Here is a 24581-nt window from a genome sequence, read left to right as displayed (position 1 = left end):
CGCCAGGGGACCAGTGCGCGGCCGGCTACGACGCCGGGAGTAGTCCGGGCCGGTCCACGGAGTCCGTCACCAGGTGACGGGCAGCCTCTCCAGGCCCGATCCGCGCGTGGTGGTCAGTTCGCCGGCCGGTGCGGCCAGGGTGAGCGTGGGGCTGCGGGTGAACAGGGCGCGGAAGGCCGTCTCCAGCTCGGCGCAGGCCAGGTTCTGCCCGAGGCACTGGTGGGCGCCGTGGCCGAAGGTGAGATGTCGTCCGGCGGGCCGCCGCACGTCCAGCTCCAGGGGTCGGTCGAGCAGCGCCTCGTCGCGGTTGGCGACGGAGGTGACGATCAGCACGCCGTCGCCTTCGATGAGGAGCTGCCCGCCGATCTCGACGTCCTCGATCGCCACCCGGGGGAGCGTGCCCTCGCCGGCGACGTACCCGCGGTCGCGGCGGCGACGTCAGGGGTGCCGAACCAGAGGGAGAGTGCTTCGTGCAGCGCCGGTACGGCGGTGTCGGCGGGTTCGTCGACGGACGCGGCCCAGGCGACGTGCGCGTCGGGGCGGATCAGCAGGGCGTCGGACGGTCGCCGGTCGGTCCTGGCGGTGTGGACGTCGACGCGCTGCCCCCAGGCGCGGGCGGCCTCGCGAAGGTGGGCGCGGTCGGCGAGGTCGAGGAGGACGGGCCTGGCGGGGCGCAGGAGTTCGGCGACGCAGGCGGTTCCCTGAAGATCGTCTGCCCGTCCACCGGCGTGAAAGCCGAAGCGGCCGCGAGCCGCGAGGCTGCCCCGGCCCCTGCGAAGCCGAACCCGTCGCTGATCTCGGACGAGGCGTTCGAGCCGGTGGCCGGGGGCGGCGCCGGTAACTGGATCAGGGCGGAGGGGCAGCCGACGCGGTTCATCTGTCGTCCGCCGTACGCGGGCTCAGGCGCAGCCTTTCCGCTTCACCGACTCGGACCAGGCCGGGAGGACGTCGGTGAGCTGCGGACGGGTGACGGACCACACTTCACGCCCTTGCCCCGGCACGAAGTCCTGCCCGCCCACAAGGACGTAGGAGGTCTTGTCGAAGATGAGCGATTCCCGGGAGACGGTACCCCCGGGCCCCAGGTTGTCCACCCGGGTCACTGCGATGCCCGGCTTGCCGGTGGCGTCCTTGAGCTCCTCCATCTCGATGCCCGGCAGGGTCGCGGCGATCTCGAAGATGGCCGCCTGCTGCCTGGGCGGGACCGGGCTGCCGAGGACGGAGCGGGCGCCGTACCAGGTCCGGGTCGCCGTGTCCGTGCCGGCGACCATCTCGTTGCCGAGTTCGGCCAGCTTGCGCCGGAGCCGCTCCCGGTCGACCGGCCACTCGCGCAGGTCGGCGTAGGTGGGACGCCCGAAGCCGCGTCCGGGGCACCGGATCAGGAGCTCCTTGTACTCGCCCCCTCGGGGGACGGTCTTCGCCGGCTTGTGCCAGTGGAGCCCTGTGCGGGAGCCGTCCACGGACTCCCAGACCTCACCCGTGTTGTGCCGCGGAACGACGTTGCGGACCCCCTTCTCGCTGTGCGACTCCGCGATGCGCTCGTAGTGGAGGTACTGGTCGTCACGGGGTTGCGGCCAGGGCGCGGCGGTCGCGGCCTCGGCCGCCAGCCGCAGGACCTCGGCGGCGCTCGCGGGCGCGGAGGAGTTGACCGTCTGGACGACGATCACCCCCGCGGCCATCGCCGCGACCAGGCCCGCTGCCGGCACCAGACGCCGCGGCCCGGCCGGCCGGAACCGGCGCTTCGTACGGGCTTCGGCCAGGAGCGCGGCACGGGCGGGAGCGAGGCGATCCGCCGTCGGGAACGGCTTGTCGGCGAACAGGTCACGCAGCTCGGTCAGGTCGGTCTGGTCGTTCATGAGGTCTGCTCCATCGTGGGGTCGATGCTGCCGAGGACGTCGCGGACGATGGCCCGCGCGCGGCTGAGGCGGGAACGAACCGTTCCGATCGGGATGGACAGGGCGTTGGCCACCTCCTCGTAGCTGAGGTCGGCCCAGGCCACGAGTAAGAGGACGTCCCGGTCGCGGGCCTTCAGCGAGGCCAGCGCCCGGGCGAGCGGGCGGCGTACGGCCTGGGCGCTCGCCCGCTCAAGCGCTTGTTCCGCGGCGTCGTCCGCGTCGGGCAGCGCGCCCACCTTCGAGTACGCCTTGTAGCGATTGATCTCGGCGCGCTGGTGCCGGCGGACGAAGTTGGTCGCGAAGCCGTACAACCAGGGGAGAGCCTCCGGACGGGCGGTGTCGTAGTCCCGGCGCTGCCTGAACGCCGCGAGGAACGTCTCGGAGACGACGTCGTCGGCCGTGTCGTCGCCGAGCCGGCGGGCCACATAACGGTGGATGTGTCCTGCGTGCCGGTCGAACAGCAAGGCGAAGTCCTCGGGATCTCGCCACGACCGTTCGATCAGGGCGGCGTCAGACAGCGTTGTACTGGGCGGCATGTGGTTGAGCCTTTGCAAGGAAGTGGTGTCGCCCGTCTTTCACCCGAACCGGCGACCGAGTTCACGCGACGTTCCCGCGACGCGGCCGTTGGCGGGAACCCCACAGTGCACTCGCGACGGCCCTGGAACCGGCACGAAAGGGCGGCCACGACCTCGGGCGGGGGCATGACCATGCCCCCGCTCGAAGCCGAGCCGCCCGCACCCACCGCCTCAGAGAGGCCGCCTCCCCGTCACCCGGGCAGGCCGCCCGCGAAGATCGGCGGCACTCGGTCCCGCCACGGCATCGCCCGTTCCAGGTACGCGGCCACCTGGAACAGCAGGTCCTCGCGCCCGTAGGCGGCGGCGACCTGCACGCCGATGGGCAGCCCGCCCGCGCTCTGCCCCAGCGGCAGGCTGATCGCCGGCTGCCCGGTGGTGTTGAACAACTGCGTGAACGGCCCGAACCAGGACAACGTCTCCAGCCATCCCCGCAGTGTCTGACCGGGATTGTCGTACCGCAACGTGCCGTGCGGCACCGGCAGACGGCCCAGGGTGGGCGTGACGAGCAGGTCGTACCCGGCGAAGAAGGCCGCCGCCGAACGGGTGATCCGGTTCTGGGCGTCGAAGGCGGCCAGCATGTCCAGCGCGGTGGCCTGCCTGGCCGCCTTCAGGAACTCCCGCGAGACCGCCTCCATCCTGGCCTCGTCAGGCTGCCGTGGCGCGAGCAGGCATGGGGAGGCGACCCCGACGGCCTCGATGATCCACGCCCTCATGGCGTCCTCCCGGTCGACCGCGGGGCTCGCCTCCTCCACGACGTGCCCCGCCTGCTCCAGCACGCGGGCCGTCGCGACCGCCGCCGCTGCGACCTCCGGGTCCACGTCCGTGCCCATCCAGGAGGTGGTGGTCAGCGCGACCCGCAACCGGCCCGGATCCGTCACGAGCTCCCGCGCGTACGGCCCGCGCGGGGGAGGCGCGGTGTACTTGTCGCCGATCCCCGGCCCGTGGACCGCGTCCAGCAGGCCCGCGGCGTCGCGGACCGTGCGCGTGAGCACGAACTCGTCCGCCATGCCGAGCACCAGTTCGCCGGCGTCCGGGCCGCAGGGGCCGCGCCCACGGCTCAGCTTGAGCCCGACCAGCCCGCAGCAGGCGGCCGGGATGCGGGTCGAGCCGGCGCCGTCGCTGGCGTGCGCGACCGGCACAGCACCGGCCGCCACCAGCGCCGCGGCGCCGCCGCTCGACCCGCCCGCGGTGCGGCCCAGGTCCCAGGGGTTGCGTACGGGCCCGTAGCGCACGGGCTCGGTGGTGAAGCTGACGCACAGCTCGGGCACCGTGGTCAGGCCCAGCGTGACCAGTCCGGCGGCGCGGAATCGCGTCATCAGGTCGGTGTCGCGCCGGGCTAGGACGCCGGGATAGGCCCGGCTGCCCAGCGTGAACGGCACCCCTTCGGCCACCGGCCCGTGATCCTTGATGAGGAACGGCACCCCTGCGAAGGGGCCGTCGGCCGCGTGGTCGAGCGCCGGCGAGAACACCGGCAGCGCCAGGCCGTTCACGTGTTCGTCGACCTGCGCCAGCGCCTGGCGGGCCGCCGCCTCGACCTCGCCGGCGTCGGCCTCGCCCGTCCTGATCAGGTCGCGGAGGCCGGTGGCGTCGTACCTGGCGTACTCATGGATGTCCATGGAAAGTCCTTCTCCGGGCGCGCTCGGGCGCCCGTACGTCGATCGTCTGAGGGAAGAGTCAGAGAGCTGCCGACAAGGGAGCGACGGCTCCTGGGCCGTCCCCCTGCCGGTGATCGACGTGTTCCTACGCTCGGTACATCACCGGCCATGCTCGCAGCGACCGTCCGTCTGGTCCACCGAGTTTTTCACCGGGGGCCTCGTAGCCGCCCTGCACCTCACTCAAGCCGATGACGCCCGCACCGGACCTCAGGACGGCCGGCCCAACTGTCCGCCCACGTGCTCCAGGAAGGGCTTCGCTGCTGGGGCCGGGAATGAGGTTGCCTGGCGCCCCTGGAAAGGGTTCGCCCCTGAGGGGGCCGGAGCGGTTCCCATGGTCCTGACATGATGTGGATCATTTCCTGAAATATCGCCCATTTGGAGGAAGCTGTGCGCATCGCGCTCGCCGGGCTCGCCACCAGCCATCCGTACACCGACGCCCGAACCCTCACCCGCCACGCCGAGCTGACCGTCTGGGAGCCCGACGCCGAGCGGCTGTGGCGCTTCACCGAGGAGCATCCCGAGGCGAAGGCGGCGGGCGACCTCGACGAGCTGCTGGCGGGAAACCCGGACGGCGTCGTGCTGACGCTGCCCAACCCGCACGTGCCCGCCGCCCTCGGCCGGGTGCTGGAGACCGGCGTGCCGTGTTTCGTGAACAAGCCCGCCGCAGCGACCAGGGAGCAGCTCGACGCCCTGCGCCGGCTGCTGGTGCACGATCGGGTGATGTCGGGCTCGGTGCTGCGTTTCGCGCCCGCCTTCGCCGAGGTCCGCGCCGACGCGCAGGACGTGCTGTCGGTACGGGCGACGGTCCGGCACGACGTGGGCCAGTGGGCCGACGGCTACAACGCCTGGCAGGACACTCCCGGCGAGGGCGGCGGGACGATGGTGACCATGGGCATCCACGGCGTCGAGCCGCTGGTCGCCCTGCTGGGCCCGGACGTGCGCCTGGTCGGCGCAGCCGGAACCAGACGCCACTACCGGACACTCAGCTCCGAGGACACCGGCGTCCTGGCACTGCAGTGGGCGAACGGCATAGTCGGAACGGTCGAGATCCTGGGCGTCTCGGACGACAACGCCTACACGGTGACCCTCCACGGCCGGCACGGCAGCGAGTCGATCGTGATCGAAAGCGGCCCCGACCCGGTCCACAACCTGGGATACGTCCGGACGATGGAGGCGTTCCTCAGCATGGTGAACGGCGCCCCGAACCCAGTGCCATGGGCCGAAACCCTCGCAATCCTGGACATCCTGATCTCAGCACGAGAACACGCCCCCACCGCCTGAGAACCACCCCCACCATCAACCGCCCCCAGACACCAACCCCCAAGCCCCGACCCGAGCCGGACCAGCGCCCCGACCCGAGCCGGACCAGCGTCCCGACAGCCGCACATGGCACCATTCGCGGCTCCGCCACCTGGGCCGCCCCGCTCTCCGACCGTTCGCGGGGCGCGACCGGTCGGGGCAGCCGAGGGGGTCTCGCCGTCTGTTCGTGGCTGGCCCGGGAGCCGGCCGTCAGCAGTCGCGGAACGTGGGCACGGAGACGCCCAGGACGTGGCTCTGTCGTGGTTTGTCGGCGAACACCCAGCGGTTGGTGGCCAAGGCGTCGTCCGGTTCGGGGAGGGGGCCGCGACCGTGTTGACGGGTGAAGTCGAAGGGCGTGCGGACGGTGGCGGACCAGCCCCGCCCCCTCAGCAGCCCGATGGAGTCAGGACGCGGCTTCCGGTCGAACAACGCGAGCAGATCCACGCCGATCTGCGCCTTGGTCGCCGCGTAGACCGGGTTGGCGCGGACCGCCGGCGACCCCAGCCCGAGCTTCGCCTCGAACGCCAGGACGCTCCCCTCGGCGCTGAGGACGTCGATGGTCCGCTGGAGCCGCCGCTCGACCTCCGGATCCAGGTAGAGCAGCAGCCCCTCGGCCAGCCAGGCGGTCGGCGCGTTCGCGTCGAAGCCCGCGGCCAGCAGCGCGTCGGCCCAGTCGTCGCCCACGTCGGCCGCGACCACCCGACGCCGTGCCGCCGGGACGCCCCGAACCGGGGAAGACGGCTCGACGGCGAGCGAGGCGAGCACGTGCTCCTTGAACGCCAGCACACCCGGCCGGTCGATCTCGTACACGACCTGTCCCCGAGGCCAGCCGAGCCGCAGAGCCCGGCTGTCGAGCCCCGCGCCGAGCAGGACGACCTGCCGGATGCCCGCCTTGGCCGCGCGCAGCAGGAAGTCGTCGAGGACCCGGGTACGCAGACCGAAGTAGCGCCCGAGCCTGCCCCACAGAGGGTTGGCGTCGCCACCGGGCACGTCCTGCGGACGGGTCGGCCAGGCGGCCGAGGCGGCGGAGGCGCGGACGAAGTGCTCGGCGTAGGGGTCGGCGGCCAGGGAGTCGGGGCGGTGGGTCTCGATCGCCCGCGCGGCGGCGACCATGAGCGCGGTCAGGCCGACGCCGCTGTCGATTTCGAGCTGTCGGTTGTCCGGCACGTGCGCTCCTCTCGGGCCGGTCGACCGTCCGCTGACACCGCGGCGGTCTCCTGTTCCGGGATCCACGAGCCGGGGAGGTCGTGGGAGCTGAGATGGGCGCCGTAGAGGACGGCCATGAAGCGCAGAATCTCCGAGTCGGGCAGGTGGCGGCTGGCGGTGCAGTCGGTCAGCACCGTGATGTGGAAGCCCTTCTGGAATGCGGTGCGGGCGGTGCTGTCCACGCAGACGTCGGTGTACAGGCCGGCGAACACCAGGCGGACGATGCCGCGCCCGCGCAGGTGCCGCTCGAAGCCCTCGCTGAGGAAGGCGTCGAAGCAGGCCCACTTGGTGAAGACCGGCTCCCCGGGCGCGGGCTCGACCTTGTGGAACTGCGCGCCCCAGGTGCCTTCGAGACATTTGAGGGGTTTGCCCTGGGCGAGGTCGCGCCGCCGCCAGCTCGGCCCCTGATGCTCGGCGTCACCGACGAAGCGGACGAACACCACGTCCATGCCGCGGGCTCGAGCCGATGCGAGGGCTCTGGCCGTGTTGGCCGCGGCCGTCTCCAGAGCCGCCGGGTCACCGGCGTAACGAGCACGGGCGGTGGGACCGGTACAGAAGTCGTTCTGCAGGTCGACGACGACCAGAGCCGCACGCTCGGTGCCGGGCGGGCGCTCCTCGGCGGCCGGGCCGGCACCTTCCTGGACGGGCGGGCGCTCCTCGGCGGCCGGGCCGGCACCTTCCTGGACGGGCCGGTGCTCCTCGGCGATCACGCCGGCGGCACGTTCCTGGTGTTCCCCGCCGACCAGAATGGAACGTTCCTTCTGGGACTGTGGCTGCTCGTCGGTCATGAGTCCGCCATCGATACCGGCCGGGCCGCGGGCTCCAGGGCGTCGAGGAGGGCGTCGACCACGCCGGTGGTGGAGTGGCGTCCGCCGGCGTCAGGGGTGGCGACGCCGTGCCGGTCGAGCGTCATCAGGGCGCGTTCGACCATCCGCACCGCTCCGGCGCACCCCGCGTGCCGCTCGGCGATGGCCGCCGCGGCCCGGACGGTGGCCACCGGGTTGACCCTCCCGGTGCCCGCCAGGTCGTCGGCGGAGCCGTGCACGGTCTGGTACTCGACCAGGCCGCGCGCGTCGGGATGCAGGTAGACGTTCTCGGTGCAGCGGTTCTCCTGCCGCTCGGAGCCGAAGCGGTCGAGCAGCACCACGTGCATGATGTCGGCCCATTCGTTGCCCGCGATGATCACCGTGCGGGGGCGGGGGCCGCGTTCGATGAGGTTGCGGTTGACGGTGTCGGGCTGGAACAGGCCGATCTGCACGCCGTGGCGGGCGGCGCTCTCGGCCACCCACTCGTCGAGCGCGCCGTCGAGCAGGTGGAACTTGTAGGCCATGACGATCTCGTCGATGCGGCCGTCGGGCCACTCCTGGCGCGCCCGGCGCACGGCCAGCGCGATGACCTTCTCGGTGATCTCCCTGCTGAAGGTCATCGTGCGGACGAGCGCGCCGGGAAGGTGCACGTTCTCGCCGGTGTAGAAGCCCTGGGCCTGGTCTCTGACCAGCAGCAGCGACGCCCCCGCCGTGGTGATGGCGTCGATCTTCACCGCCTGCAGGCGCTGGCGGACCAGGTAGAGCGACTGGGCGTTGATCGCCGTACGGAAGACGGCGGGGACGCCGGCGGCCGCGAGCGAGCGGCAGAAGCGCGTGTAGTGGTCGGCGTCCTGCCGCGTGCTCTCGCGGATCTCCTCGGCCTCCGCGCCGGCCTTCAAGGACACGTAGGAGTGATAGATCCGCTCAGAGCGGGTGAGGGCCACCTTCGTGTCGCAGGCGTCGGCGATCCCGCCCAGCACCCGCTCGAAGACGGCCGCGAGCTCGGGGCCCGTCCCCCGGCCGATGGCAAGTCCGATGACTGGTTCCACTACTGCTCCCTTTTCGTCGTCGAAGGCCGGACGCGCCGGCTCGTGGCGGCCGTCAGCTGGACTCTCCGAGCAGGAGGTCGCCCGCGATGTCCGCCTTTTCGGGGCTGTAGTACTCCTTGATGCCCTCGGCCCAGACCGGGACCTTGACCTGGTCGTCCTGGGAGGGGCCGAACGCGTCGAACAGGGTGTTGACATTGCGCCGCTTGAAGCCGATGGCGGTCATGAGCGCCATGAAATCGGTGCGGTGGATGAGGCCGTCGCCGTCGGGGTCACCCAGCTCGGCCAGCGCCTCGGCGAAGTCGGTCAGCGCGTCGTCGAAGCGTTCGGGGGACAGGACGCACGCGCTGTACTCCTCGAAGCTGATGCGGCCGTCTTTGTCCAAATCGAGTTCCTCGACAAGAGTTGTCCAGTAACGGCGGAAAGCGTCACTGATCGCGCTCTTGGCGGCTTCCGTGGAACGAGGGGACGCCGCCAATACCCGGTTGGCCATGCGGTCGAAGTCCTCGGCCTCAAGGTAACCGGTGCCGTCGGCGTCGAACAGGGTGAAGATGAGTTTTACTCGGTCGATGGCCGCGTCTTGCATGCCTGTCACCTTTCTTCGGCGGGGTCCGGGTGCAGACTCTATAACGGAACCTGACGCGTGGGTGACCAGCTCTTTGGCGGCGGGGGAAACGCAAAATCCCGCATTTGGAATAATTCGCCAGAAAGCCTCGCTGGGTGACAAAGGCGGAGAACTCGTGCGATTCCCGAACCCGTCGCGCACGGGGAGCGCCGGGAAGCTGGGGGTATTTCCGGTTATATGGGGATTTGCGACTCCCGCGTCGGGGGCGCTGTGCTTCCGTATCCCGGACGCTAGTTTTTCATGTCTCTGGGTGATGGTGCGGTGAGGGGCGTCCCGGATGGGGGTAGCCTTATCGGCTTTTTGGTGATTGCGCGCGCTAGGGCGTGTCGCCACCGTCTCGTCCCGGCGCGCCACTATTAATCTACGAAGTAAAGGCGATGTCCAGGCGCGAATGTGATCTTGGATCGAACGGCTCGTCGGACCGGCCGGGATCGGCGGTCGGGCACGATGCTGGGGAAACGTCCCCTCACTTTCACTTTATAGCGGATCCCCGCCCCTCATGAGACCTCGAAAAGTCGTTCATACTGCCCGTTGCGAACCAACCCCGACGAAGGATGGAGCGACGGAATTGGGTTACGTGCTGGAGTTCGGGCAGATCAACGCGGCGAACCTCGCGGACGTCGGCGGGAAGGGCGTCGCCCTGGGCGAGCTCTCGCGGATCGACGGCGTCCGCGTGCCGGACGGCTTCTGCGTCACGACCGACGCCTTCCAGCAGGTCGTGTCCGCGGTGCCGTCGTTCGACGCCCAGCTCGATCTGCTGTCGAAGGTGGACCCGGACGACCGTGCGGCGGTCCGCGCGCTGAGCGCGGAGATCCGCGCCGTCGTCGAGGGCGCGCCGGTGCCCGACGACGTGGTGGCGGCGATCGGGGAGTCGCTGGCCCGGCTCGGCGAGCACACCGCCTGCGCGGTGCGGTCGAGCGCGACGGCCGAGGACCTGCCGACGGCGTCCTTCGCCGGGCAGCAGGATTCGTACCTGAACGTCGTGGGGCCGGCGGAGGTGCTCCGGCACGTGCGGCGGTGCTGGGCCTCGCTGTTCACGGAGCGGGCGGTGGTCTATCGGCGTCGCAACGGGTTCGATCACCGCGGGGTGCGGATGGCGGTGGTCGTGCAGCGGATGGTGTTCCCGGAGGCGGCGGGGGTCCTGTTCACCGCCGATCCGGTGACGTCGGACCGCAAGGCCGCCGTCGTGGAGGCGGTGTGGGGGCTGGGCGAGGCGCTGGTCTCGGGCGTGGTCGCGGGGGACGTCTACACGGTGCGGGACGACCGGGTCGTGGACGTGTCGGTGGGGGCCAAGGCGCGGGTGGTGCGGGCGTCGCCGGCGGGCGGCACCGAGGAGGGGCCGGTCGAGGCCGAGCGGTCGGTCCGGCGGGCTCTGACCGATGAGCAGACGGTTCGTCTGGTGGGGTTGGGGCGGCGGATCGAGGCGTGGTTCGGCCGGCCGCAGGACATCGAGTGGTGTCTGGCCGGTGAGGAGTTCCATGTCGTCCAGAGCCGGCCGATCACGACGTTGTTCCCGGTTCCGGTCGCCGACGACCAGGAAAACCACGTCTACGTCTCCGTGGGGCATCAGCAGATGATGACCGACGCGATGAAGCCGCTGGGGTTGTCCTTCTGGCAGCTGACGACGTCGCGGCCGATGGCGGAGGCGGGCGGGCGGCTGTTCGTGGACGTGGCCCCGGTCCTGGCGACGGCGGCGGGCCGGGCGAACCTCATCGGGACGCTGGGGAAGTCCGATCCGCTCATCCGGGACGCGTTGCAGACGGTGGTGGATCGTGGCGACTTCGTCGGCGCGGTGCCGGAGGAGGAGTCGGGTGTCGCGCCTGCGGCTGCTCCGCCCGCGCCGATCGAGACCGATCCGGAGCTGGTCGCCGAGCTCGTCCGGGACGGCCGGGAGTCGGTGGCCGCGTTGCGGCGCCGCATCGAGGAGCTGTCCGGGCCGGAGCTGTTCGAGTTCATCCTGGCGGACATCGCGGAGCTGCGGCGTCTGCTGTTCGGCCCGCGGAGCTTCCAGGCGATCATGGCGGGGATGGAGGCGGCCTGGTGGCTGAACGATCATCTGGAGGAGTGGCTGGGGGAGCGGAACGCGGCCGATGTGCTGACGCAGTCCGTCCCGCACAATGTCACGTCGGAGATGGGGCTGGCGCTGCTGGACGTGGCGGACGTGATCCGTCCGCACGCGGAGGTGGTGGCGTTCCTGCAGCGGGTGGCGGCGGAGGAGCGGGAGGGCGACGCATTCCTGGAGGAACTGGGCGAGCTGCCCGGCGGCGAGGAGGCGGCCGAGGCCGTGCGGGGCTTCCTGGAGCAGTACGGCATGCGTTGCGCGGGGGAGATCGACATCACCCGGACGCGCTGGAGTGAGCGGCCCGCCATGCTCGTTCCGGTGATTCTCGGCAACGTCCGGAATTTCGAGGCGGGTGCCGGTGCGCGGCGTTTCGAGCAGGGACGTCAGGAGGCCCTGCGCAAGGAGCGGGAGGTGCTGGCGCGCCTGCGGGCCCTGCCCGACGGGGAGCGGAAGGCGGCGGAGACCGAGCGGATGATCGCCCGGGTGCGCACGTTCGCGGGCTATCGGGAGTTCCCCAAGTACGGCATGGTCTGCCGTTACCTGGCCTACAAGCAGGCGTTGTGGCGGGAGGCCGATCGGCTCGTCCGGGCGGGCGTGTTGCGGGACCGGGAGGACGTCTTCTTCCTGCGGTTCCAGGAACTGCAGGAGGTCGTGCGCACGGGCGAGGCGGACGGCGAGCTCGTCCTGCGGCGTCGGGAGGACTTCCGGTGGCACGAGACGCTGCGCCCGCCGCGCGTGCTCACGTCGGACGGCGAGGTGCTCGCCGGCCGGTACCAGCGCGAGGACGTGCCACCGGGGGCGCTGGCCGGTCTGGCGGTGTCGGCGGGAACCGTCGAGGGACGTGCCCGGGTGGTGCTGGACATGGCGCGGGCCGATCTGGCGGCGGGTGACATCCTGGTCACCGCCTTCACCGACCCGAGCTGGACCCCGTTGTTCGTGGGCATCGCCGGGCTGGTGACGGAGGTGGGCGGCCTGATGACGCATGGAGCGGTGATCGCGCGGGAGTACGGGCTGCCGGCGGTGGTGGGGGTGGAGGGGGCCACCCGGCTGATCCGGGACGGGCAGCGGATCCGCGTTCACGGGACCGACGGGTACGTGGAGCTCCTTGACTGAGCGGCGGCGGCCCCGTCTCGTGTGCCGGGGTCAGAGTGCCGGCGCCGGGACGTTCAGCGGCTGCCGGGTGCCGTGCTCGGCGGGTGCGGGGTGTTCCGCGGGCGCCTGGAGGCGGGGCCGCTGTTCGGGGGCCGGGCAGCGGCCCTGGCAGTAGCCGTTGACGACGACGAGGCGTCCGCGGGCGGCCGTGTAGTCGCTGGGCTGCCGGCCGGGGAGGACTCCCTTGCAGGTGGGGCAGCAGATGGGCTGGTCGGCTGTCATCAGGGCCTTCCGACGTCGTGGATGTCGTGGGCGCGGGTGCTCCGGGCCGACGGCGGCTCCGGAGCACCGGGTCGGCGGGAGGTGCCGTGGTGGTCTGTGCTCAGGCCGCCAGGGGGCTCTTCACCGTGCGCCTTCTGCAGTATGGCGACCGTGCGCCGGGGAGGGACGGGCGGGGTGGCCTGGCGGGCTGAGGATCGTTCCTCGCGGGGTTGTTTCCTTCCTCCCGCTTGGCAGCGGCTTCGCCCGCGGGTGGTGTTCCGGCGTGGCCGGCGCCTCGGGTGAGCTTCGACAGGTCAGAGCTTGATGAGGACTTTGAGGCTTTTGCGGTCGGCCATGTCCCGGTAGCCGGCCGGGACGCCGTCGAGGTCGGTGGTGGCGTCGAAGACCTTGCCGGGTTCGATGACGCCGTTGAGGATGTCGGGCATCAGCTCCTCGATGTAGGCCCGGACCGGGGCCGGGCCGCCGGCCAGCCGCAGGTTGTGGCGAAACAGGCTGCCCATGCCGATCGGCGCGTCGTCGTACTGCGGGACGCCGACGCGGCTGATGACGCCGCCCGGCCGGACGACCCCGAGTGCCTGCCGGTAGGCGGGCATGGTGCCGACGGCCTCCAGGACGACGTGGGTGCCGTCGCCGCCGGTGAGGTCGTGTACCTGCTCGATGCCCTCCGCGCCGCGGGCGGCCACGACGTCGGTGGCGCCGAACTCGCGGCCGAGGTCGGTGCGGGCCTGGTGACGTCCCATGAGGATGATCTGCTCGGCGCCCAGAGGGTGGTCACCTGGGAGCCGATGTCCTCGACGACGCCGATGAACTCGTGACCCATCCGGGCGGGGCCCTCCTCCGGCTTCATCGAGCCGTAGGGCCACAGGTCGCTGCCGCAGATGCAGGACGCGGTGACGCGGACCAGCGCGTCGGTGGGCAGTTCGACGGCCGGGTCGGGCACCTGCTCGACGCGGACGTCGCCGGCGCCGTACATCAGGGCTGCGCGCATCAGAAGTTCTCCGATTCGTTCTTACGAGGTGTTCGCGAGCGGGTCCGAGCATCCCGGGTTCCTGGCTCCTCCCCTCCTGACCTGGTCATACACCAGGCGGCGGGGGGGGCCGGCGCACCTGGCCGGCCTGACGGCCGCCCATCCCGGGAGACGCCCGCCGCCGATCCGTCCCGCTGAACGGCCGGCCCCCGATACGATCCGCCGTGTGAGCGCGGGCCGAACTCTTCAGGAGCGGGTCACCGTTGTGCGCGGTGAGCTGCCGTGCCCGGGGGTCCGGGTGGGGCGGGTGGCGGCGTACGAGTTCGACATCCCGGAGGGCAGGTACGTGCGTCCCGGCGCGGGGCGCCGGCAACGGGCGTTCCTGCTGCTGGACGAGTCGGTGCAACTCCACCAGCCCGTGGTGTTCGGGCCGGAGCGCGCCGGCTGGTGGTACATCGACCTGGTCGGGATCCGGGAGAGCGGTGACACGGTCCGGGTGGCCGACCACTACGTCGACTTCGTCGTCGGCCCGCCTGGGCTTCCGTACCGGGTGCTGGATCTGCACGAGCTGGGGGAGGCGCTGACGTCCGGGAGGCTCACCGCGCGGCAGGTCGCGGACGTGCTGGCCGCCGCCCAGGCGTTCGCCGACAAGCACCTCCAGGGCGAGGAGCACCACGGGCCTCACTGGCCGGACTTCCCGCCGGCCGCGCTGTCGGCCGTGCGCGAGGTGGAGATCCCCCGCCTCTGACCGGCGAAGGGCGGTTCACCTGGCGGCGGGCCGCTTGGTCTTCGTTCCGACGCCGCCGAACAGGGCCAGGCCGCTGACGATGACCCGCGGCGCCCCCTGCCTCCTGTTGACGGCGCTCCGGTCGAACGCGCCGAACAGCCCGAGGCCCTTGACCTCCACCTCGACGTCGTCGGGGACCACGACCTCGGTGTACCCCCACAGGGCGAAGGCGCGGACCCGGATCTCCTGGCCGGCGAAGCGGGCGTCGCGCAGGTCGATCTCGCCGCCGCCGAAGACCGACAGGGAGGTGAACACGCGCGGGGCGATCCAGCGGCCCTTGCGGCTGAACCAGCCGAACACGCTGAAGGCGAAGCGCGAGTGAGGCTCGTCCCGGACCACCAGTGAGTCCGTCCGGGCCGGTTCGGGCAGGTCGCGGCCCGCGTGCGCGAGCTCGCCCTGGGTGCGGGCCGTGTAGATCTCGCCGAGCCGCTGGTCCAGCTCGGCCAGCTCGATCCGGCCCGCGGCGGCGGCCTGCTGGAGTCGCCGGGCCGCCTGCTCGCGGTCCTCGTCGGAGGGGCGTACCGGCCGGGCGGGGATGAGGTCGGGGTGCTCGGGCATGGGCGGTCCTGTCCGTGTGGTCGAAGTGACGGGACCATCCTATTCTCCAAGTGGAGAACAAGTCAGCCGGGCGGCTCCAGTCCGGACTCCTCGACCATGTGGGCGCCCATCATCCGGGCGAGCTGGACGCGGAACTCCGCCTCGCGGGCCGGGTCGTCGGGATCGTGGCCCAGGCCCGCCAGCCACGACCGGCCGCCGATCGCGAACCCGTACGCGGCCGACAGGCCCACCAGGACGACCGCCTCGATGCGCGACCGGCTGGGCGCGGGCCGTCCGGCGAGCGCGGCGCGGATCCCGGCCTCCATCGTGTCGATCAGCTCCACCAGCTCCGGCCGCGCGGCGCCCCGGTAGTCGGCGTGCATCTCGGTCCAGACGAACAGGCGCAGATAACGTTCGTCGGCCAGGGTGTCGAAGAGCACGTCCATCATTCCCGCCGCGGTGGGCACGCCGTCCTCGGCCTGGATGCGCTCGCGTACGCGGGCCTCGATCCGGTCGTTCTCGGCCCGCAGCACCTCCCGGACCAGGACGGCGTACGTGCCGAAATAGTGGGAGACGAGCCCGTGGGCGACCCCGGCGGCCTCGGCGATCTGCCGCAGGCTGACGTTGTCCGGACCTCGTTCCCTGATCAGCTCGGCCGCGGCGGCCAGCAGCTCGGCACGTGATTCCGCAGGGCTGCGCCTGCGCCTGGGTGGCATGACCGGCAGTGTATGGTCCGCCGGTCCACAGAGCCGGTCCACGGGTGCCGGTTCGCGCGCGTGCCTGCTGAGCTGCGGGGATACCGGCGCGGCGGGACGCATCCGATATGTTCTTGTTTGTCAGGTCTTTGCGTTGTCTTGGGGGAGTTGTCGGTGCGCGCACTACCGCTGATCGTGGCTCTCGTGCTGAGCCTGGCCGGCTGCGGCGCGATCCCGGGACTGCCCTATCGCCCCGCCGACCCGCCGACGCCGAGCCGGGCCGCCTCGCCCGCCACCTCGCCGTCTCAGTCTCCGTCTCGGCCTCAGTCTCAGTCGTCGGACGCCACGCCGTCCGCGAGCGCCACCCCGGCTCCCTCGGCGACCGTGCGGGCCCTGACCGTCGCCCAGGCCCGGACGGCCATGCGCACGTGGGTGGCCGCGTACAACGCGGCGATCAAGAAGCGCAAGTGGTGGCGGTCGAACGCCCGGCTCGACGCGCTGTTCGTCGAAGGCGCCCTGTACGAGGGCGTCCTGGAACGCAGCCGTGAAGGCTTCGGATGGAAGCCGGCGCACAAACCGATCAACCCGACGGGCACCCCGACGATCTATGTGCCCAGGCCGGAGCGGCAGCCACCGGCCGGGGACTGGTTCATCGCGAAGGCGACCTACCGGGACACCAAGGGCCACAGCCGTCCGCACGTGCTGGCGTTCCTGCGCTCTCCCGGGCAGTCCTTCCGGCTGGCCGTCGCGACCCCGCTGCACTGGGGACAGCAGATGCCCAAGCCGCTGCTCGACGCCGACGGCTACATCACGGACATGGACGACGCGATGGCGGCCGCCGTGGCCGAGGAGTACCGCAACTTCTGGAACGGGGACAGGAAGAAGGAGGGCGACTCCGGCTACCGCCTGGCCAAGGACAGCTACAGCCGCAAGGCGTTCCCCCAGGTCAACAAGGGGATGTACGTCGGGTTCGCCGGCCGCGGCTCCGTCTTCGGCTTCCGTACGGCGAGTGGCGGCATGTTCTTCCTGTTCGCCCTGCTCAACGACGCCAAGAGCGTCAACAACGTGCTGAGCGAGGCGGTGCTGGTGCCCAAGGGCAGCAAGGCCGTCCAGGAGCTCGGCGGAAGCTGGTTCTCCTAGGGACGCTCCTGTCCGGCGGGCGAGGCCAGGCAGGGGTCGACGCGGCCCGGCGCCGAAGACCGCGCCCCGGTACGGCGGCCGAGCTCGGGCAGCAGGGACACCACTCCGAGCACGGCCGGCCCGGCGCCCAGCCAGAGGGGAGCGCGCAGCCCGAAGCCGTCGATGACCAGCCCGCCGACCGACGAGCCGACGATCACTCCCAGGGTGATGAAGGAGGCGTGGACGGTGTTGACCAGAGGCCCCGGGTTGCCGACGCGCTGGACGCGTACGGCCATCGCCGGGTTCATGGTCACGCCGACCAGCCCGACGCCCAGCATGGCGATCACCGCGGGCACGCTCAGGTGGGCGAACAGCAGCATGAGTGCGGGTTTGGGGCGGATCCGTACCAGGGCGACGGTCATCAGCGGGCCGCCCGCCGACATGGCCACCGCGAAGGCGGTGATCAGGTAGCCGATCTGGGAGATGGTCACGCCGAGCCCGCCCGCCATCTGGGGCATCAGGCCACCGACGGCGAACTCGCTGGTCACCATCGCGAAGATGCCGACGGCCAGGACATAGACGGCTTTGGGCAAGGGGGCTGCTTTTTGCGTCGATCGGTGTAGAACTCGGGCACGAAAGAACGGCGGTCAGCTCAGGGCGTCGATGGCCGTGGCGGCGATGGCCTCGATGGTGGCGTCGTCGGCGCCGCCCTGCGCGGCCACCCGGATCCCGGCGATCACGGCGTTGACGAACTGGGCGAGTTCGGCGGGGTCGCGGGTGGAGCCGATGTCGCCGTCGCGCTGCCCGCTCCTGATGACCGCGCTCAGGCCGGCGGCCCGGCGCTCGGCGTCGCGGGCGAGCATCAGGGCGATCTCCGGGTCGCGGCCGGCGAGCTCCATCGTGGTGTTGACGGTCAGGCAGCCGAGGCCGTGGCCGTCGCGCCGGTTCTCCGCCTCGGTCCGCAGGATCCTGGCGAACAGCGCGCGGACGCGCTCGATCGCCGGCAGCTCCTGATCGGCGAGGATGCGCAGCTGGTCGGCGGTCGTGGCGTCCATGTATCGGGTCAGGGCGCGCTTGAACAGCTCGCGCTTGTTGGTGAAGGCGTTGTACACGCTGCTGCGGTCGAGGCCGAGCGCCTCGCACAGGTCTCGGGTGGAGGTGGACTCGTAGCCGTTCGCCCAGAACGTGCGCATCGCGGTGTCCAGGGCGCGGTCCTCGTCGAACGATCTCGGCCTCGCCATGCGGGCGCGCTACCGGTTTTGCATCGATTGGTGCAATACGTCGGGCGCGCCGGCCGTGGTTCCGCGGGTGAAGGCCGCCCGGTAGGCGGTGGGCGTGAGGCCGGTGCGGTGGGAGATGTGCTGGCGCAGCGAGTCCGTGGTGACCAGGCCGCTGAGCTGGGCCACCTGGCCCATGGGCAGGTCCGTGCTCTCCAGCAGTTCCCTGGCCTGCTCCACCCGCTGGTGGAGCAGCCATTGCAGCGGGCTGTGGCCGGTCTCGGCGTGGAAGCGACGGGTCAGCGTGCGCACGCTGGTGCGGGCGTGGGCGGCCAGGTCGGCGCGGGTGAGGGGCTCGTGCAGCCGCTCCAGCGCCCATGCCCGGGTGGCGGCGAGGGAGAGCCCGGTCTCGGGCGGCAGCGGCGAGGCGATGAACTGGGCCTGCCCGCCGGGACGCACCGGCGCGGCCACGACCAGCCGGGCCACGGCGTTGGCCGCGGCGGCGCCGTAGTCGCCGCGCACCATGTGCAGGCACAGGTCGATGCCGGCGGACAGGCCGGCGGAGGTCCAGATGTTGCCGTCCTCGACGTAGAGCACGTCAGGACGCAGGTCGACGGACGGGAAGCGGCGGCGGAACTCCTCCGACCTGGCCCAGTACGTGGTGGCGCTGCGGCCCGCCAGCAACCCCGCCCGCGCCAGGACGAAGGCCCCCGTGCAGATCGAGGCGACGCGCCTGCCGGTCTCCGCCGCCCGGCGCAGGGCCCGCAGGACCCGGGGGTCGACGTCGTCGCGGGCGCCCGTTCCGGTGACGATGACGGTGTCGGCGTCCTCGACGATCTCCAGCCCGTGCGTGACGGTGACGTGGAGGCTGCCGCCGGTGGCGACGGGGCCGGGGTCGGCGGTGCAGATCCGGACGTCGTAGCCGGGCCGGCCGTCCACGGTCATCTCGCCGAGCACCAGCTCCGGAATGGACAGGTCGAACGTCGTGGCCGGCGGGACGGCGATGACGGCCACCCGGTGCATGGCCCGAACCTCCAGATACTTGGCATTCGGGCCACTATCGTACTGATCGCCGGCGGTACAGGGTGGACAACCGGTGTCACTGTCCCCTGTCCTTGGAGAAGATCGTGTCTTTTCATGTCGTCGTCGGCGCCGGAGCCACCGGATCGGCCACCGCCCGGTTGCTGGCCGAATCCGGGCGGCAGGTCCGCCTGGTCACCCGGAGTGGCAGTGGCCCGGTCCATCCCCGGATCGAACGCGTGCCCGCCGACGCCGGCGACGCCGACCGGCTGGCGGAACTGGCCGAGGGAGCCGCCGTCCTGTTCAACTGCGCGATGCCGCCCTACGATCGCTGGCCGGCCGAGTGGCCGCCGCTGGCCGCCGCGTTGCTGGCCGCCGCCGGGCGCAGCGGCGCCGATTACGTCATGCTGGGCAACACCTACGGGTACGGGCCGGTCGAGGGGCCCGTCGCCGACGGGGCGCCGATGGCGCCGACCAGCCGCAAGGGGCAGGTCCGGGCGCGGATGTGGCAGGACGCCCTCGCCGCCCACCAGGCGGGCCGGGTGCGGGTGACCGAGGTCAGGGCCGCCGACTTCCTCGGCGCCGGCGCGTACTCGCCGTTCACGCTCATGGTCGGGGCGCAGGTGCTGGCCGGCGCGCCGGTCTCCTATCCCGGTGATCTGGACGCGCCGCACAGCTGGTCCTACACCGGCGACACGGCCCGCACGCTCGTGGCCGCCGCGGGGAACGAGGCGTCCTGGGGACGGGCCTGGCACGTGCCCTCCACCAGCGAGCTTCCGGTGCGCGGGCTCGCCCGGCGCCTGGCGGAAGCCGCCCACGCGCCCGCGCCGCGGCTGGGGCGCATGTCCCTGCGCGAGCTGGCGGAGATCGGGCGCACCGACTCGATCATGGCCGAGCTCCCCGAGATGTTGTACCTGTACGACCGGCCCAACGTGCTCGACGCGTCCTCGACGGTCGAGATCCTCGGCGTCGTGGCGACACCGGTGGACGACGTCCTGACGGAGATGGCCGCCGCGGCCAGGAGCGTGCGGACCACGCGCTGACCTGGCCCGGGAACCGCGTGGTCAGCGGGGGAGTTCCGCCGGTGCGGCGGTGGCGAAGCCGTGGTCCTGCTCGGGAGCGCCGCCGCCGAGGCCGATCGCGCCGATCAAGCGGCCGTCGCGGCGGAAGGCCGGCAGATGACCGCCGGCGTCGAGGACGGTGACGCTGACCGGACCCCGGCCGCCTCGGCGGCGGCGCGGGCGGCCGAGATCAGGGCCTCGGCATCGGCGGTGGTCAGCGGGGTGAGGGTGGTGGCGTTCGTGATGATCCACCTAGGGTGGGACGGACGCGCGGCCAGGACGTTCAGTCGCGGACGAGGGCGGGAACCGGGACGGCGGCGCCGGCCGGTTCACGCGCGGGCGCACGGCGCTCCAGAGCGGCGGACCAGAACGCCAGGGCGAGGGCCGCGGCGGCGAGCAGGGCGCCGACCCAGTTCGGCGCGGTGTAGCCCAGGCCCGCGGCGATGACGAGGCCGCCCAGCCAGGCCGCGAGCGCGTTGCCGAGGTTGAACGCGCCGATGTTGACCGCGGAGGCCAGCGTCGGCGCGCCGTGCGCCTGGTCGAGGACGCGCTTCTGCAGCGGCGGCACGGTGGCGAAGCCCAGCGCCCCGACCAGGAAGATGCCCGCCGCGGCGGCGACCTTGTCGTGCGCGGTCAGGGTGAACAGCGCCAGCACGACCGCGAGACCGCCGAGGGTGGTGTAGAGCAGCGGCATCAGGGCGCGGTCGGCGAACCGGCCGCCGAGCAGGTTGCCGAGGAACATGCCGGCGCCGAACAGCACGAGCAGCCAGGTGACGGCGTCGGCGGAGTAGCCGGCCACCTGCGTCATCATCGGCGCGACGTAGGTGATCGCGGCGAAGACGCCGCCGAAGCCGAGCACGGTCATCGCCATCGCGAGCAGCACCTGCGGGTTGCGGAACGCCGTCAGCTCCGGGCGCAGGCGGGTGCCTTCGGGCCGGGGCATGGCGGGCACGAGCACGGCGATGCCGAGCAGGCCGACCAGGCCCAGCCCCGCGACGATCGCGAAGGTGGTGCGCCAGCCCACCGCCTGCCCGATGAAGGTGCCCAGCGGCACGCCCACGACGTTCGCGACGGTCAGGCCGGTGAACATGGTGGCGATGGCGCCGGCCTTCTTGTGCGGGGCGACCAGACCGGCGGCGGCCACCGAGCCGATGCCGAAGAACGCGCCGTGGGCCATCGAGGCCACGATCCGGCCGCCGAGCATCACGCCGAACCCGGGCGCCAGTGCGGACAGCAGGTTGCCGATCACGAACAGGCCCATCAGCACGAGCAGCATCGTCTTGCGGCTGACCCTGGTGCCGAGCACCGTCATCAGCGGCGCGCCGATGACCACGCCGATCGCGTAGCCGGTGACCAGCAGGCCGGCGGTGGGGATGGAGACACCGTAGTCGCCGGCGATCTCGGGCAGCAGGCCCATGATCACGAACTCGGTGGTGCCGATCCCGAAGGCCCCGATGGCCAGGGCGAGGAGTGCGAGAGGCATCGCGCGACCCTTCTTACTATTGCTACTGCTTCTTGCAGGCTTCGACAATAGTTGCACACGCGCTATAAAGGCAAACGCTGGCATACGGCTTGGGCGCGTTGATCTCGCAGAGGTCGCGGAGGTCGCGGGGGGCGCGGAGGTCGCGGGTGCCTGGGGGCGAGGGCTCGGGGGCCGTCGGTGGCCAGAGGGCCGCTGGTCGGTGCGGCCGGGCGTCCGGGCTGGAGCCGGTGCTTGAAGCTGGAGCCGGTGCTTGAAGGGGCGGGTGCCGCGGCGTGGTGGGCCGGCTGTGGGGGCGGGCTGCAGGTGGCACGGGCTCGAAGAAGTGTCGCCGTGGGTGCGCGGGGCGCCGCGAGCGGCGCAGGCGAGGGGCTGAAGGGCCTCATGGAGGCACACGGTTCCGGGGGTTCCCGGCCCTGGCGTTGTGGCGGCTGCTGGGTCCCGGGCCCCTGGTGTTGGGGCGGTACGGCCGTCCGGGGTTCAGGATCCGGGCGGCCGTGCTCCGCGTGGACGGATCGGGTCCGTTCGGGTCAGCCGCAGTTGCCCCACGTGGAGCGTCCGCCGATGGCGCGGGCGCCGCTGGGGGCCTCGATGACGGCCGAGTACTTCACGCAGGCGCCCTTGGCGCTGGCGTAGACCGGGCCGCCGTAGTACTTGACGGTCTCGCTCACGCCGTAGCTGCTACCGCCCTGGACGGTGAGCGTGACGTTGGTCCAGGTGCTGGTGCCGACGTAGTTGCTCTTGACGACCGTCACGCAGTTCTTGCCGGTGCTGCTGTTGTAGGTCAGGTACACCGTCCCCCAGACCTTGGTGTAGTTGTGCATCTCGCTCTGGTGAACGACCTTGTAGCCGTCGCCGCAGTAGACGTCCGCGCTGGCGGCCGTCGGGATCGCCATGAGGGAGGTGGCGGCGACGAGGGTGAACGCGGCGGCCGTGAGGGTCTTCCTGAGCACAGGCATCCTTCAATCTGCTGGCATTTCGGTCATGATCTAAGTTCCTTTTTTTACCATATGTTCGAATGTCTCAAGATCCATTAGCGGCGGGGGAGGGGCAGAACTCGGCGGCCAGGGCGTCGTTGAAGACGCTCAGGGGCGCCCAGTCGCCGTTGACCTGCGTGGTGAGGCGGTGCTTGCCGTCGCGGGTGCCCATGCTGTAGTTCCACGACCCGTACGTGGCGCCGCCGTTGCCCCACACACTGGCGCCGCAGGGCAGCTTCTGTTCGAAGACGCCCAGGCCGTACCGGGTGTCGGGGATCCAGCCGGCCCCCTCGGTGGAGACGGTCGTGAGCATCTCCCGCAACTGCGCGCCCGGTAGGACGCGCCCGCCGAACAGGGCGGCGAAGAAGCGGTTGAGGTCGGTGGTGGTGGAGATCAGGCCGCCGGCGGCCCAGGCGAAGGACTGGCTCATCCGGGTGGCGTCGTAGACGGTGGGCTGCGGGTCGCGGGAGAACAGGATGGAGTAGTGCACGGGGTGCGGGCCCCGGATCCCGGGGTCGGCGCCGGGCAGGGAGGTGCCGTTCAGCCTCAGGGGGCGGATGACGGTCCGGTCGAGTTCCTGCTCGAACGTCCGGCCGGTCGCCTTCTCGACGATCATCGCGGCCAGGATGTAGTTGGTGTTGGAGTACTTGAAACGCCGGCCCGGCTCGCCGGTGGGCGGGTGGGCCTGAGCGATCCTCACCAGCTGCTCGGGGGTGTAGGTGTCGAAGCGGTGCTTGAACCACTCCTCGCCGCCGCCCGTGCCGACGAACTTCTCGTCGTCGGTGTAGGCGAAGATGCCGCTGGTCTGGTTGAGCAGCTGCCTGATGGTGATCTTGCCGGGTTCGTAGGCGCTGCCGTCGAACAGGCCGGGCAGGTGCCTGTCCAGGGTGTCGTCGAGGCTCAGCCTCCCCTCGGCCACGAGCTTGAGCACCACGGTGGCGGTGAACGCCTTGGAGGTGCTGCCGATGCGGAACCGCTCGTTCTGCCGGCGTTCGCGTCCGGTCCCGGTGTCGGACACGCCCGCCGAGCCGAACCAGGAGCGGCGGCCGTCGCGGACGTCGGCGACCATGCCGGGCGCGAGCTTGGCGGCCACCGTCCGGTCGAGCACCTGCTGCACCCCGGCATGTCCGGGAGCGGGGGACGCGGCGGCGGGCAGGGCCGTGGCGGCCAGGGTCGCGGCGGTGAGCACCGCCGCTTTTGCGGACTGGGATGCGGTCACGTCGGTTCCTTGTCTAGAGGTGGGCGGCGCGATTCTTGACGTTCGCGACAACGGAAAAGCTAACTTGCATTCGCAAAATCGTCAACTGAAAAGTGCTTGTTCATCAGGTATTTAGCGTTAATTGCAATGGCGTGATGATGAACGCAAGTCGGTTGAGTTGCAATGAGATGGCGGCGAATGCAAGACTGCGGCCGTCCGTTGCGCGTACGACCAGGAAGGGGCCGCCGATGCCCGGAGGCAGGCTGACCCAGCAGGACCGCCGGCAGATCGCCGAGGGGCTGGCCGAAGGTCTGACCCAGACCGAGATCGCCGCCCGCCTGAACCGGCCGCTGTCCACCGTCACGCGCGAGGTGGCCCGCAACGGCGGCCCCGACGGCTACCAGGCCGACCAGGCGCACCAGGCCACCCGCGACCGCGCCCGCAGACGTCCGGCCGCCTCAGGGGCGCGCGACCGTCGGTCGGTCACCGATCTGGAGGAGGAGTTCACCGCGGTCATGATCGGCACCGGGTTGACCCGGATGACCGCCCGCGTCCTGGCCACCCTCTACCTCACCGACAGCGGCAGCCTCACCGCGGCCGAGCTCACCAGCAGGCTCCAGGTCAGCCCCGCCTCGGTCTCCAAGGCGATCGGCGAGCTCGAACGGCAGGAACTGATCCGGCGCGAACGCGACCCGCGCCGGCGGCGCGACCGCTACGTCATCGACGCCGACGCCTGGTTCCGCGGCTGGACGGCCAGCGCCCGCCAGAACGCGCTGCTGGCCGACGTCGCCCGCCAAGGCGCGGCGACGGTCGGAGCGACCTCGCCCGCCGGGCTCCGGCTGCAGGACATCGCCGGCTTCTTCGACCACGTCGGCCAGGCCATGCTGCGGGCGGCCGAGGAGTGGCGGCAGGCGTACGCCGCCAAGCAAGCGTCCGGCAAGGGGTGAGCGGAGGCCGCATCGGGGCGGGACAGGCGACAGCGC

The 24581-nt window shown here is 71.6% G+C and carries 24 protein-coding genes and 1 pseudogene; 6 read left to right on the top strand and 19 right to left on the bottom strand.

The genetic code is table 11. The features are described 5' to 3' along the window. Positions 1-66 precede the first annotated feature (66 nt). The 5 genes from ACIBQ6_RS36380 to ACIBQ6_RS36360 all read right to left on the bottom strand — a co-directional run bounded on the left by ACIBQ6_RS36380 (position 67) and on the right by ACIBQ6_RS36360 (position 4083). On the bottom strand, positions 67-387 hold the full coding sequence (locus tag ACIBQ6_RS36380; protein WP_397217533.1) for a cytochrome P450: 321 nt from the start codon (positions 385-387) through the stop codon (positions 67-69). Continuing rightward, positions 327-863, bottom strand: coding sequence for a hypothetical protein (locus tag ACIBQ6_RS36375; protein WP_397217882.1), 537 nt, complete (start codon positions 861-863; stop codon positions 327-329). The genes ACIBQ6_RS36380 and ACIBQ6_RS36375 overlap by 61 nt, the downstream gene beginning before the upstream one ends. Before the next feature lie 36 nt (positions 864-899). Continuing rightward, positions 900-1853: a CU044_5270 family protein gene (locus ACIBQ6_RS36370; RefSeq protein WP_397217531.1), complete on the bottom strand. Its 954-nt coding sequence runs from the start codon at positions 1851-1853 to the stop codon at positions 900-902. Beyond that, positions 1850-2428, bottom strand: a complete 579-nt coding sequence (locus ACIBQ6_RS36365) for an RNA polymerase sigma factor (RefSeq protein ID WP_358296987.1) — start codon at positions 2426-2428, stop codon at positions 1850-1852. Before ACIBQ6_RS36365 ends, ACIBQ6_RS36370 begins: the two co-directional genes overlap by 4 nt. A gap of 230 nt (positions 2429-2658) precedes the next feature. Continuing rightward, entirely contained in the window at positions 2659-4083 is a 1425-nt protein-coding gene (locus tag ACIBQ6_RS36360) for an amidase (RefSeq protein WP_397217529.1), read from the bottom strand. A gap of 426 nt (positions 4084-4509) precedes the next feature. Here ACIBQ6_RS36360 and ACIBQ6_RS36355 point away from each other — a divergent pair, with 426 nt between their 5' ends. Next, entirely contained in the window at positions 4510-5403 is an 894-nt protein-coding gene (locus ACIBQ6_RS36355; RefSeq protein WP_397217527.1) for a Gfo/Idh/MocA family protein, read from the top strand. 228 nt (positions 5404-5631) lie between these two features. Here ACIBQ6_RS36355 and ACIBQ6_RS36350 read toward each other — a convergent pair whose 3' ends face one another. Genes ACIBQ6_RS36350 through ACIBQ6_RS36335 form a run of 4 tightly spaced genes read right to left on the bottom strand, consistent with a single transcriptional unit; the run spans position 5632 to position 9065 of the window. Beyond that, on the bottom strand, positions 5632-6588 hold the full coding sequence (locus ACIBQ6_RS36350) for a class I SAM-dependent methyltransferase (RefSeq protein WP_397217525.1): 957 nt from the start codon (positions 6586-6588) through the stop codon (positions 5632-5634). Next, complete coding sequence (locus ACIBQ6_RS36345) at positions 6543-7415, bottom strand: cysteine hydrolase family protein (RefSeq protein ID WP_397217523.1); 873 nt, start codon at positions 7413-7415, stop codon at positions 6543-6545. The genes ACIBQ6_RS36350 and ACIBQ6_RS36345 overlap by 46 nt, the downstream gene beginning before the upstream one ends. Next, the gene (locus tag ACIBQ6_RS36340; RefSeq protein WP_397217521.1) at positions 7412-8482 is read right to left on the bottom strand and encodes an isocitrate/isopropylmalate family dehydrogenase; all 1071 of its coding nucleotides are present in this window, start codon (positions 8480-8482) and stop codon (positions 7412-7414) included. The genes ACIBQ6_RS36345 and ACIBQ6_RS36340 overlap by 4 nt, the downstream gene beginning before the upstream one ends. Before the next feature lie 52 nt (positions 8483-8534). Continuing rightward, a complete protein-coding gene (locus tag ACIBQ6_RS36335) occupies positions 8535-9065 on the bottom strand; it encodes an EF-hand domain-containing protein (RefSeq protein ID WP_358297003.1) in 531 nt (176 codons plus the stop codon). 616 nt (positions 9066-9681) lie between these two features. On the opposite strand from ACIBQ6_RS36335, the gene rph reads away from it, so the two are divergent. After that, complete coding sequence (rph, locus tag ACIBQ6_RS36330; RefSeq protein WP_397217880.1) at positions 9682-12279, top strand: rifamycin-inactivating phosphotransferase; 2598 nt, start codon at positions 9682-9684, stop codon at positions 12277-12279. Positions 12280-12309: 30 nt separating this feature from the next. On the opposite strand, the gene ACIBQ6_RS36325 is transcribed toward rph, so the two are convergent. Then, positions 12310-12540 (bottom strand): hypothetical protein, encoded by a 231-nt coding sequence (locus tag ACIBQ6_RS36325; RefSeq protein WP_364341369.1) that lies wholly within the window; start codon positions 12538-12540, stop codon positions 12310-12312. 293 nt (positions 12541-12833) lie between these two features. Beyond that, positions 12834-13528 (bottom strand): annotated as a pseudogene (locus ACIBQ6_RS36320) (zinc-binding dehydrogenase). Positions 13529-13733: 205 nt separating this feature from the next. Between ACIBQ6_RS36320 and ACIBQ6_RS36315 the strand changes: the two are divergent. Continuing rightward, positions 13734-14255: a hypothetical protein gene (locus ACIBQ6_RS36315; protein WP_397217518.1), complete on the top strand. Its 522-nt coding sequence runs from the start codon at positions 13734-13736 to the stop codon at positions 14253-14255. A gap of 15 nt (positions 14256-14270) precedes the next feature. Here the strand turns inward: ACIBQ6_RS36315 and ACIBQ6_RS36310 are convergent, their stop codons facing one another. Next, complete coding sequence (locus tag ACIBQ6_RS36310; protein WP_397217516.1) at positions 14271-14852, bottom strand: DUF1707 domain-containing protein; 582 nt, start codon at positions 14850-14852, stop codon at positions 14271-14273. 62 nt (positions 14853-14914) lie between these two features. After that, entirely contained in the window at positions 14915-15547 is a 633-nt protein-coding gene (locus ACIBQ6_RS36305; RefSeq protein WP_397162791.1) for a TetR/AcrR family transcriptional regulator, read from the bottom strand. A gap of 153 nt (positions 15548-15700) precedes the next feature. Between ACIBQ6_RS36305 and ACIBQ6_RS36300 the strand changes: the two genes are divergently transcribed. After that, positions 15701-16666, top strand: a complete 966-nt coding sequence (locus ACIBQ6_RS36300) for a hypothetical protein (RefSeq protein WP_397217514.1) — start codon at positions 15701-15703, stop codon at positions 16664-16666. On the opposite strand, the gene ACIBQ6_RS36295 is transcribed toward ACIBQ6_RS36300, so the two are convergent. The 3 genes from ACIBQ6_RS36295 to ACIBQ6_RS36285 are packed head-to-tail and all read right to left on the bottom strand — an operon-like array spanning position 16663 to position 18885. Continuing rightward, the gene (locus tag ACIBQ6_RS36295; protein ID WP_397217512.1) at positions 16663-17238 is read right to left on the bottom strand and encodes an MFS transporter; all 576 of its coding nucleotides are present in this window, start codon (positions 17236-17238) and stop codon (positions 16663-16665) included. The genes ACIBQ6_RS36300 and ACIBQ6_RS36295 overlap by 4 nt on opposite strands. Before the next feature lie 54 nt (positions 17239-17292). After that, positions 17293-17886 (bottom strand): TetR/AcrR family transcriptional regulator, encoded by a 594-nt coding sequence (locus ACIBQ6_RS36290; RefSeq protein WP_397217510.1) that lies wholly within the window; start codon positions 17884-17886, stop codon positions 17293-17295. A 9-nt stretch (positions 17887-17895) separates the two neighbouring features. Then, positions 17896-18885 (bottom strand): GlxA family transcriptional regulator, encoded by a 990-nt coding sequence (locus ACIBQ6_RS36285; protein WP_397217508.1) that lies wholly within the window; start codon positions 18883-18885, stop codon positions 17896-17898. Positions 18886-18989: 104 nt separating this feature from the next. Between ACIBQ6_RS36285 and ACIBQ6_RS36280 the strand changes: the two genes are divergently transcribed. Then, positions 18990-19925, top strand: a complete 936-nt coding sequence (locus ACIBQ6_RS36280; protein WP_397217506.1) for an NAD-dependent epimerase/dehydratase family protein — start codon at positions 18990-18992, stop codon at positions 19923-19925. Between the two features lie 301 nt (positions 19926-20226). Here ACIBQ6_RS36280 and ACIBQ6_RS36275 read toward each other — a convergent pair whose 3' ends face one another. The 3 genes from ACIBQ6_RS36275 to ACIBQ6_RS36265 all read right to left on the bottom strand — a co-directional run bounded on the left by ACIBQ6_RS36275 (position 20227) and on the right by ACIBQ6_RS36265 (position 23619). Then, positions 20227-21426 carry an MFS transporter gene (locus ACIBQ6_RS36275; RefSeq protein ID WP_397217504.1) on the bottom strand — a complete coding sequence of 400 codons (1200 nt, stop codon included), beginning with the start codon at positions 21424-21426 and terminating at the stop codon, positions 20227-20229. Positions 21427-21953: 527 nt separating this feature from the next. After that, positions 21954-22376 (bottom strand): spore-associated protein A, encoded by a 423-nt coding sequence (locus ACIBQ6_RS36270; RefSeq protein WP_387680455.1) that lies wholly within the window; start codon positions 22374-22376, stop codon positions 21954-21956. A 70-nt stretch (positions 22377-22446) separates the two neighbouring features. After that, positions 22447-23619, bottom strand: a complete 1173-nt coding sequence (locus ACIBQ6_RS36265; RefSeq protein ID WP_397217502.1) for a serine hydrolase domain-containing protein — start codon at positions 23617-23619, stop codon at positions 22447-22449. A gap of 227 nt (positions 23620-23846) precedes the next feature. On the opposite strand from ACIBQ6_RS36265, the gene ACIBQ6_RS36260 reads away from it, so the two are divergent. Next, on the top strand, positions 23847-24545 hold the full coding sequence (locus ACIBQ6_RS36260; protein WP_397217500.1) for a MarR family transcriptional regulator: 699 nt from the start codon (positions 23847-23849) through the stop codon (positions 24543-24545). Positions 24546-24581 lie beyond the last annotated feature (36 nt).

This window comes from Nonomuraea sp. NPDC049655 (genome assembly GCF_044465465.1).
In the GTDB taxonomy this organism is placed as follows: domain Bacteria; phylum Actinomycetota; class Actinomycetes; order Streptosporangiales; family Streptosporangiaceae; genus Nonomuraea.
Note: the sequence above shows the minus strand (reverse complement) of the source record. Positions and strands in the feature narration are given on the sequence as shown.

What these genes read in the sequence shown, in the direction of transcription:
- ACIBQ6_RS36285 (WP_397217508.1), bottom strand. Translation starts at nt 18,885, where the DNA reads ATGCACCGGGTGGCCGTCATCGCCGTCCCGCCGGCCACGACGTTCGAC.
- ACIBQ6_RS36275 (WP_397217504.1), bottom strand. Translation starts at nt 21,426, where the DNA reads ATGCCTCTCGCACTCCTCGCCCTGGCCATCGGGGCCTTCGGGATCGGC.
- ACIBQ6_RS36310 (WP_397217516.1), bottom strand. Translation starts at nt 14,852, where the DNA reads ATGCCCGAGCACCCCGACCTCATCCCCGCCCGGCCGGTACGCCCCTCC.
- ACIBQ6_RS36335 (WP_358297003.1), bottom strand. Translation starts at nt 9,065, where the DNA reads ATGCAAGACGCGGCCATCGACCGAGTAAAACTCATCTTCACCCTGTTC.
- ACIBQ6_RS36260 (WP_397217500.1), top strand. Translation starts at nt 23,847, where the DNA reads ATGCCCGGAGGCAGGCTGACCCAGCAGGACCGCCGGCAGATCGCCGAG.
- ACIBQ6_RS36290 (WP_397217510.1), bottom strand. Translation starts at nt 17,886, where the DNA reads ATGGCGAGGCCGAGATCGTTCGACGAGGACCGCGCCCTGGACACCGCG.
- ACIBQ6_RS36365 (WP_358296987.1), bottom strand. Translation starts at nt 2,428, where the DNA reads ATGCCGCCCAGTACAACGCTGTCTGACGCCGCCCTGATCGAACGGTCG.
- ACIBQ6_RS36370 (WP_397217531.1), bottom strand. Translation starts at nt 1,853, where the DNA reads ATGAACGACCAGACCGACCTGACCGAGCTGCGTGACCTGTTCGCCGAC.
- ACIBQ6_RS36345 (WP_397217523.1), bottom strand. Translation starts at nt 7,415, where the DNA reads ATGACCGACGAGCAGCCACAGTCCCAGAAGGAACGTTCCATTCTGGTC.
- ACIBQ6_RS36360 (WP_397217529.1), bottom strand. Translation starts at nt 4,083, where the DNA reads ATGGACATCCATGAGTACGCCAGGTACGACGCCACCGGCCTCCGCGAC.
- ACIBQ6_RS36305 (WP_397162791.1), bottom strand. Translation starts at nt 15,547, where the DNA reads ATGCCACCCAGGCGCAGGCGCAGCCCTGCGGAATCACGTGCCGAGCTG.
- ACIBQ6_RS36325 (WP_364341369.1), bottom strand. Translation starts at nt 12,540, where the DNA reads ATGACAGCCGACCAGCCCATCTGCTGCCCCACCTGCAAGGGAGTCCTC.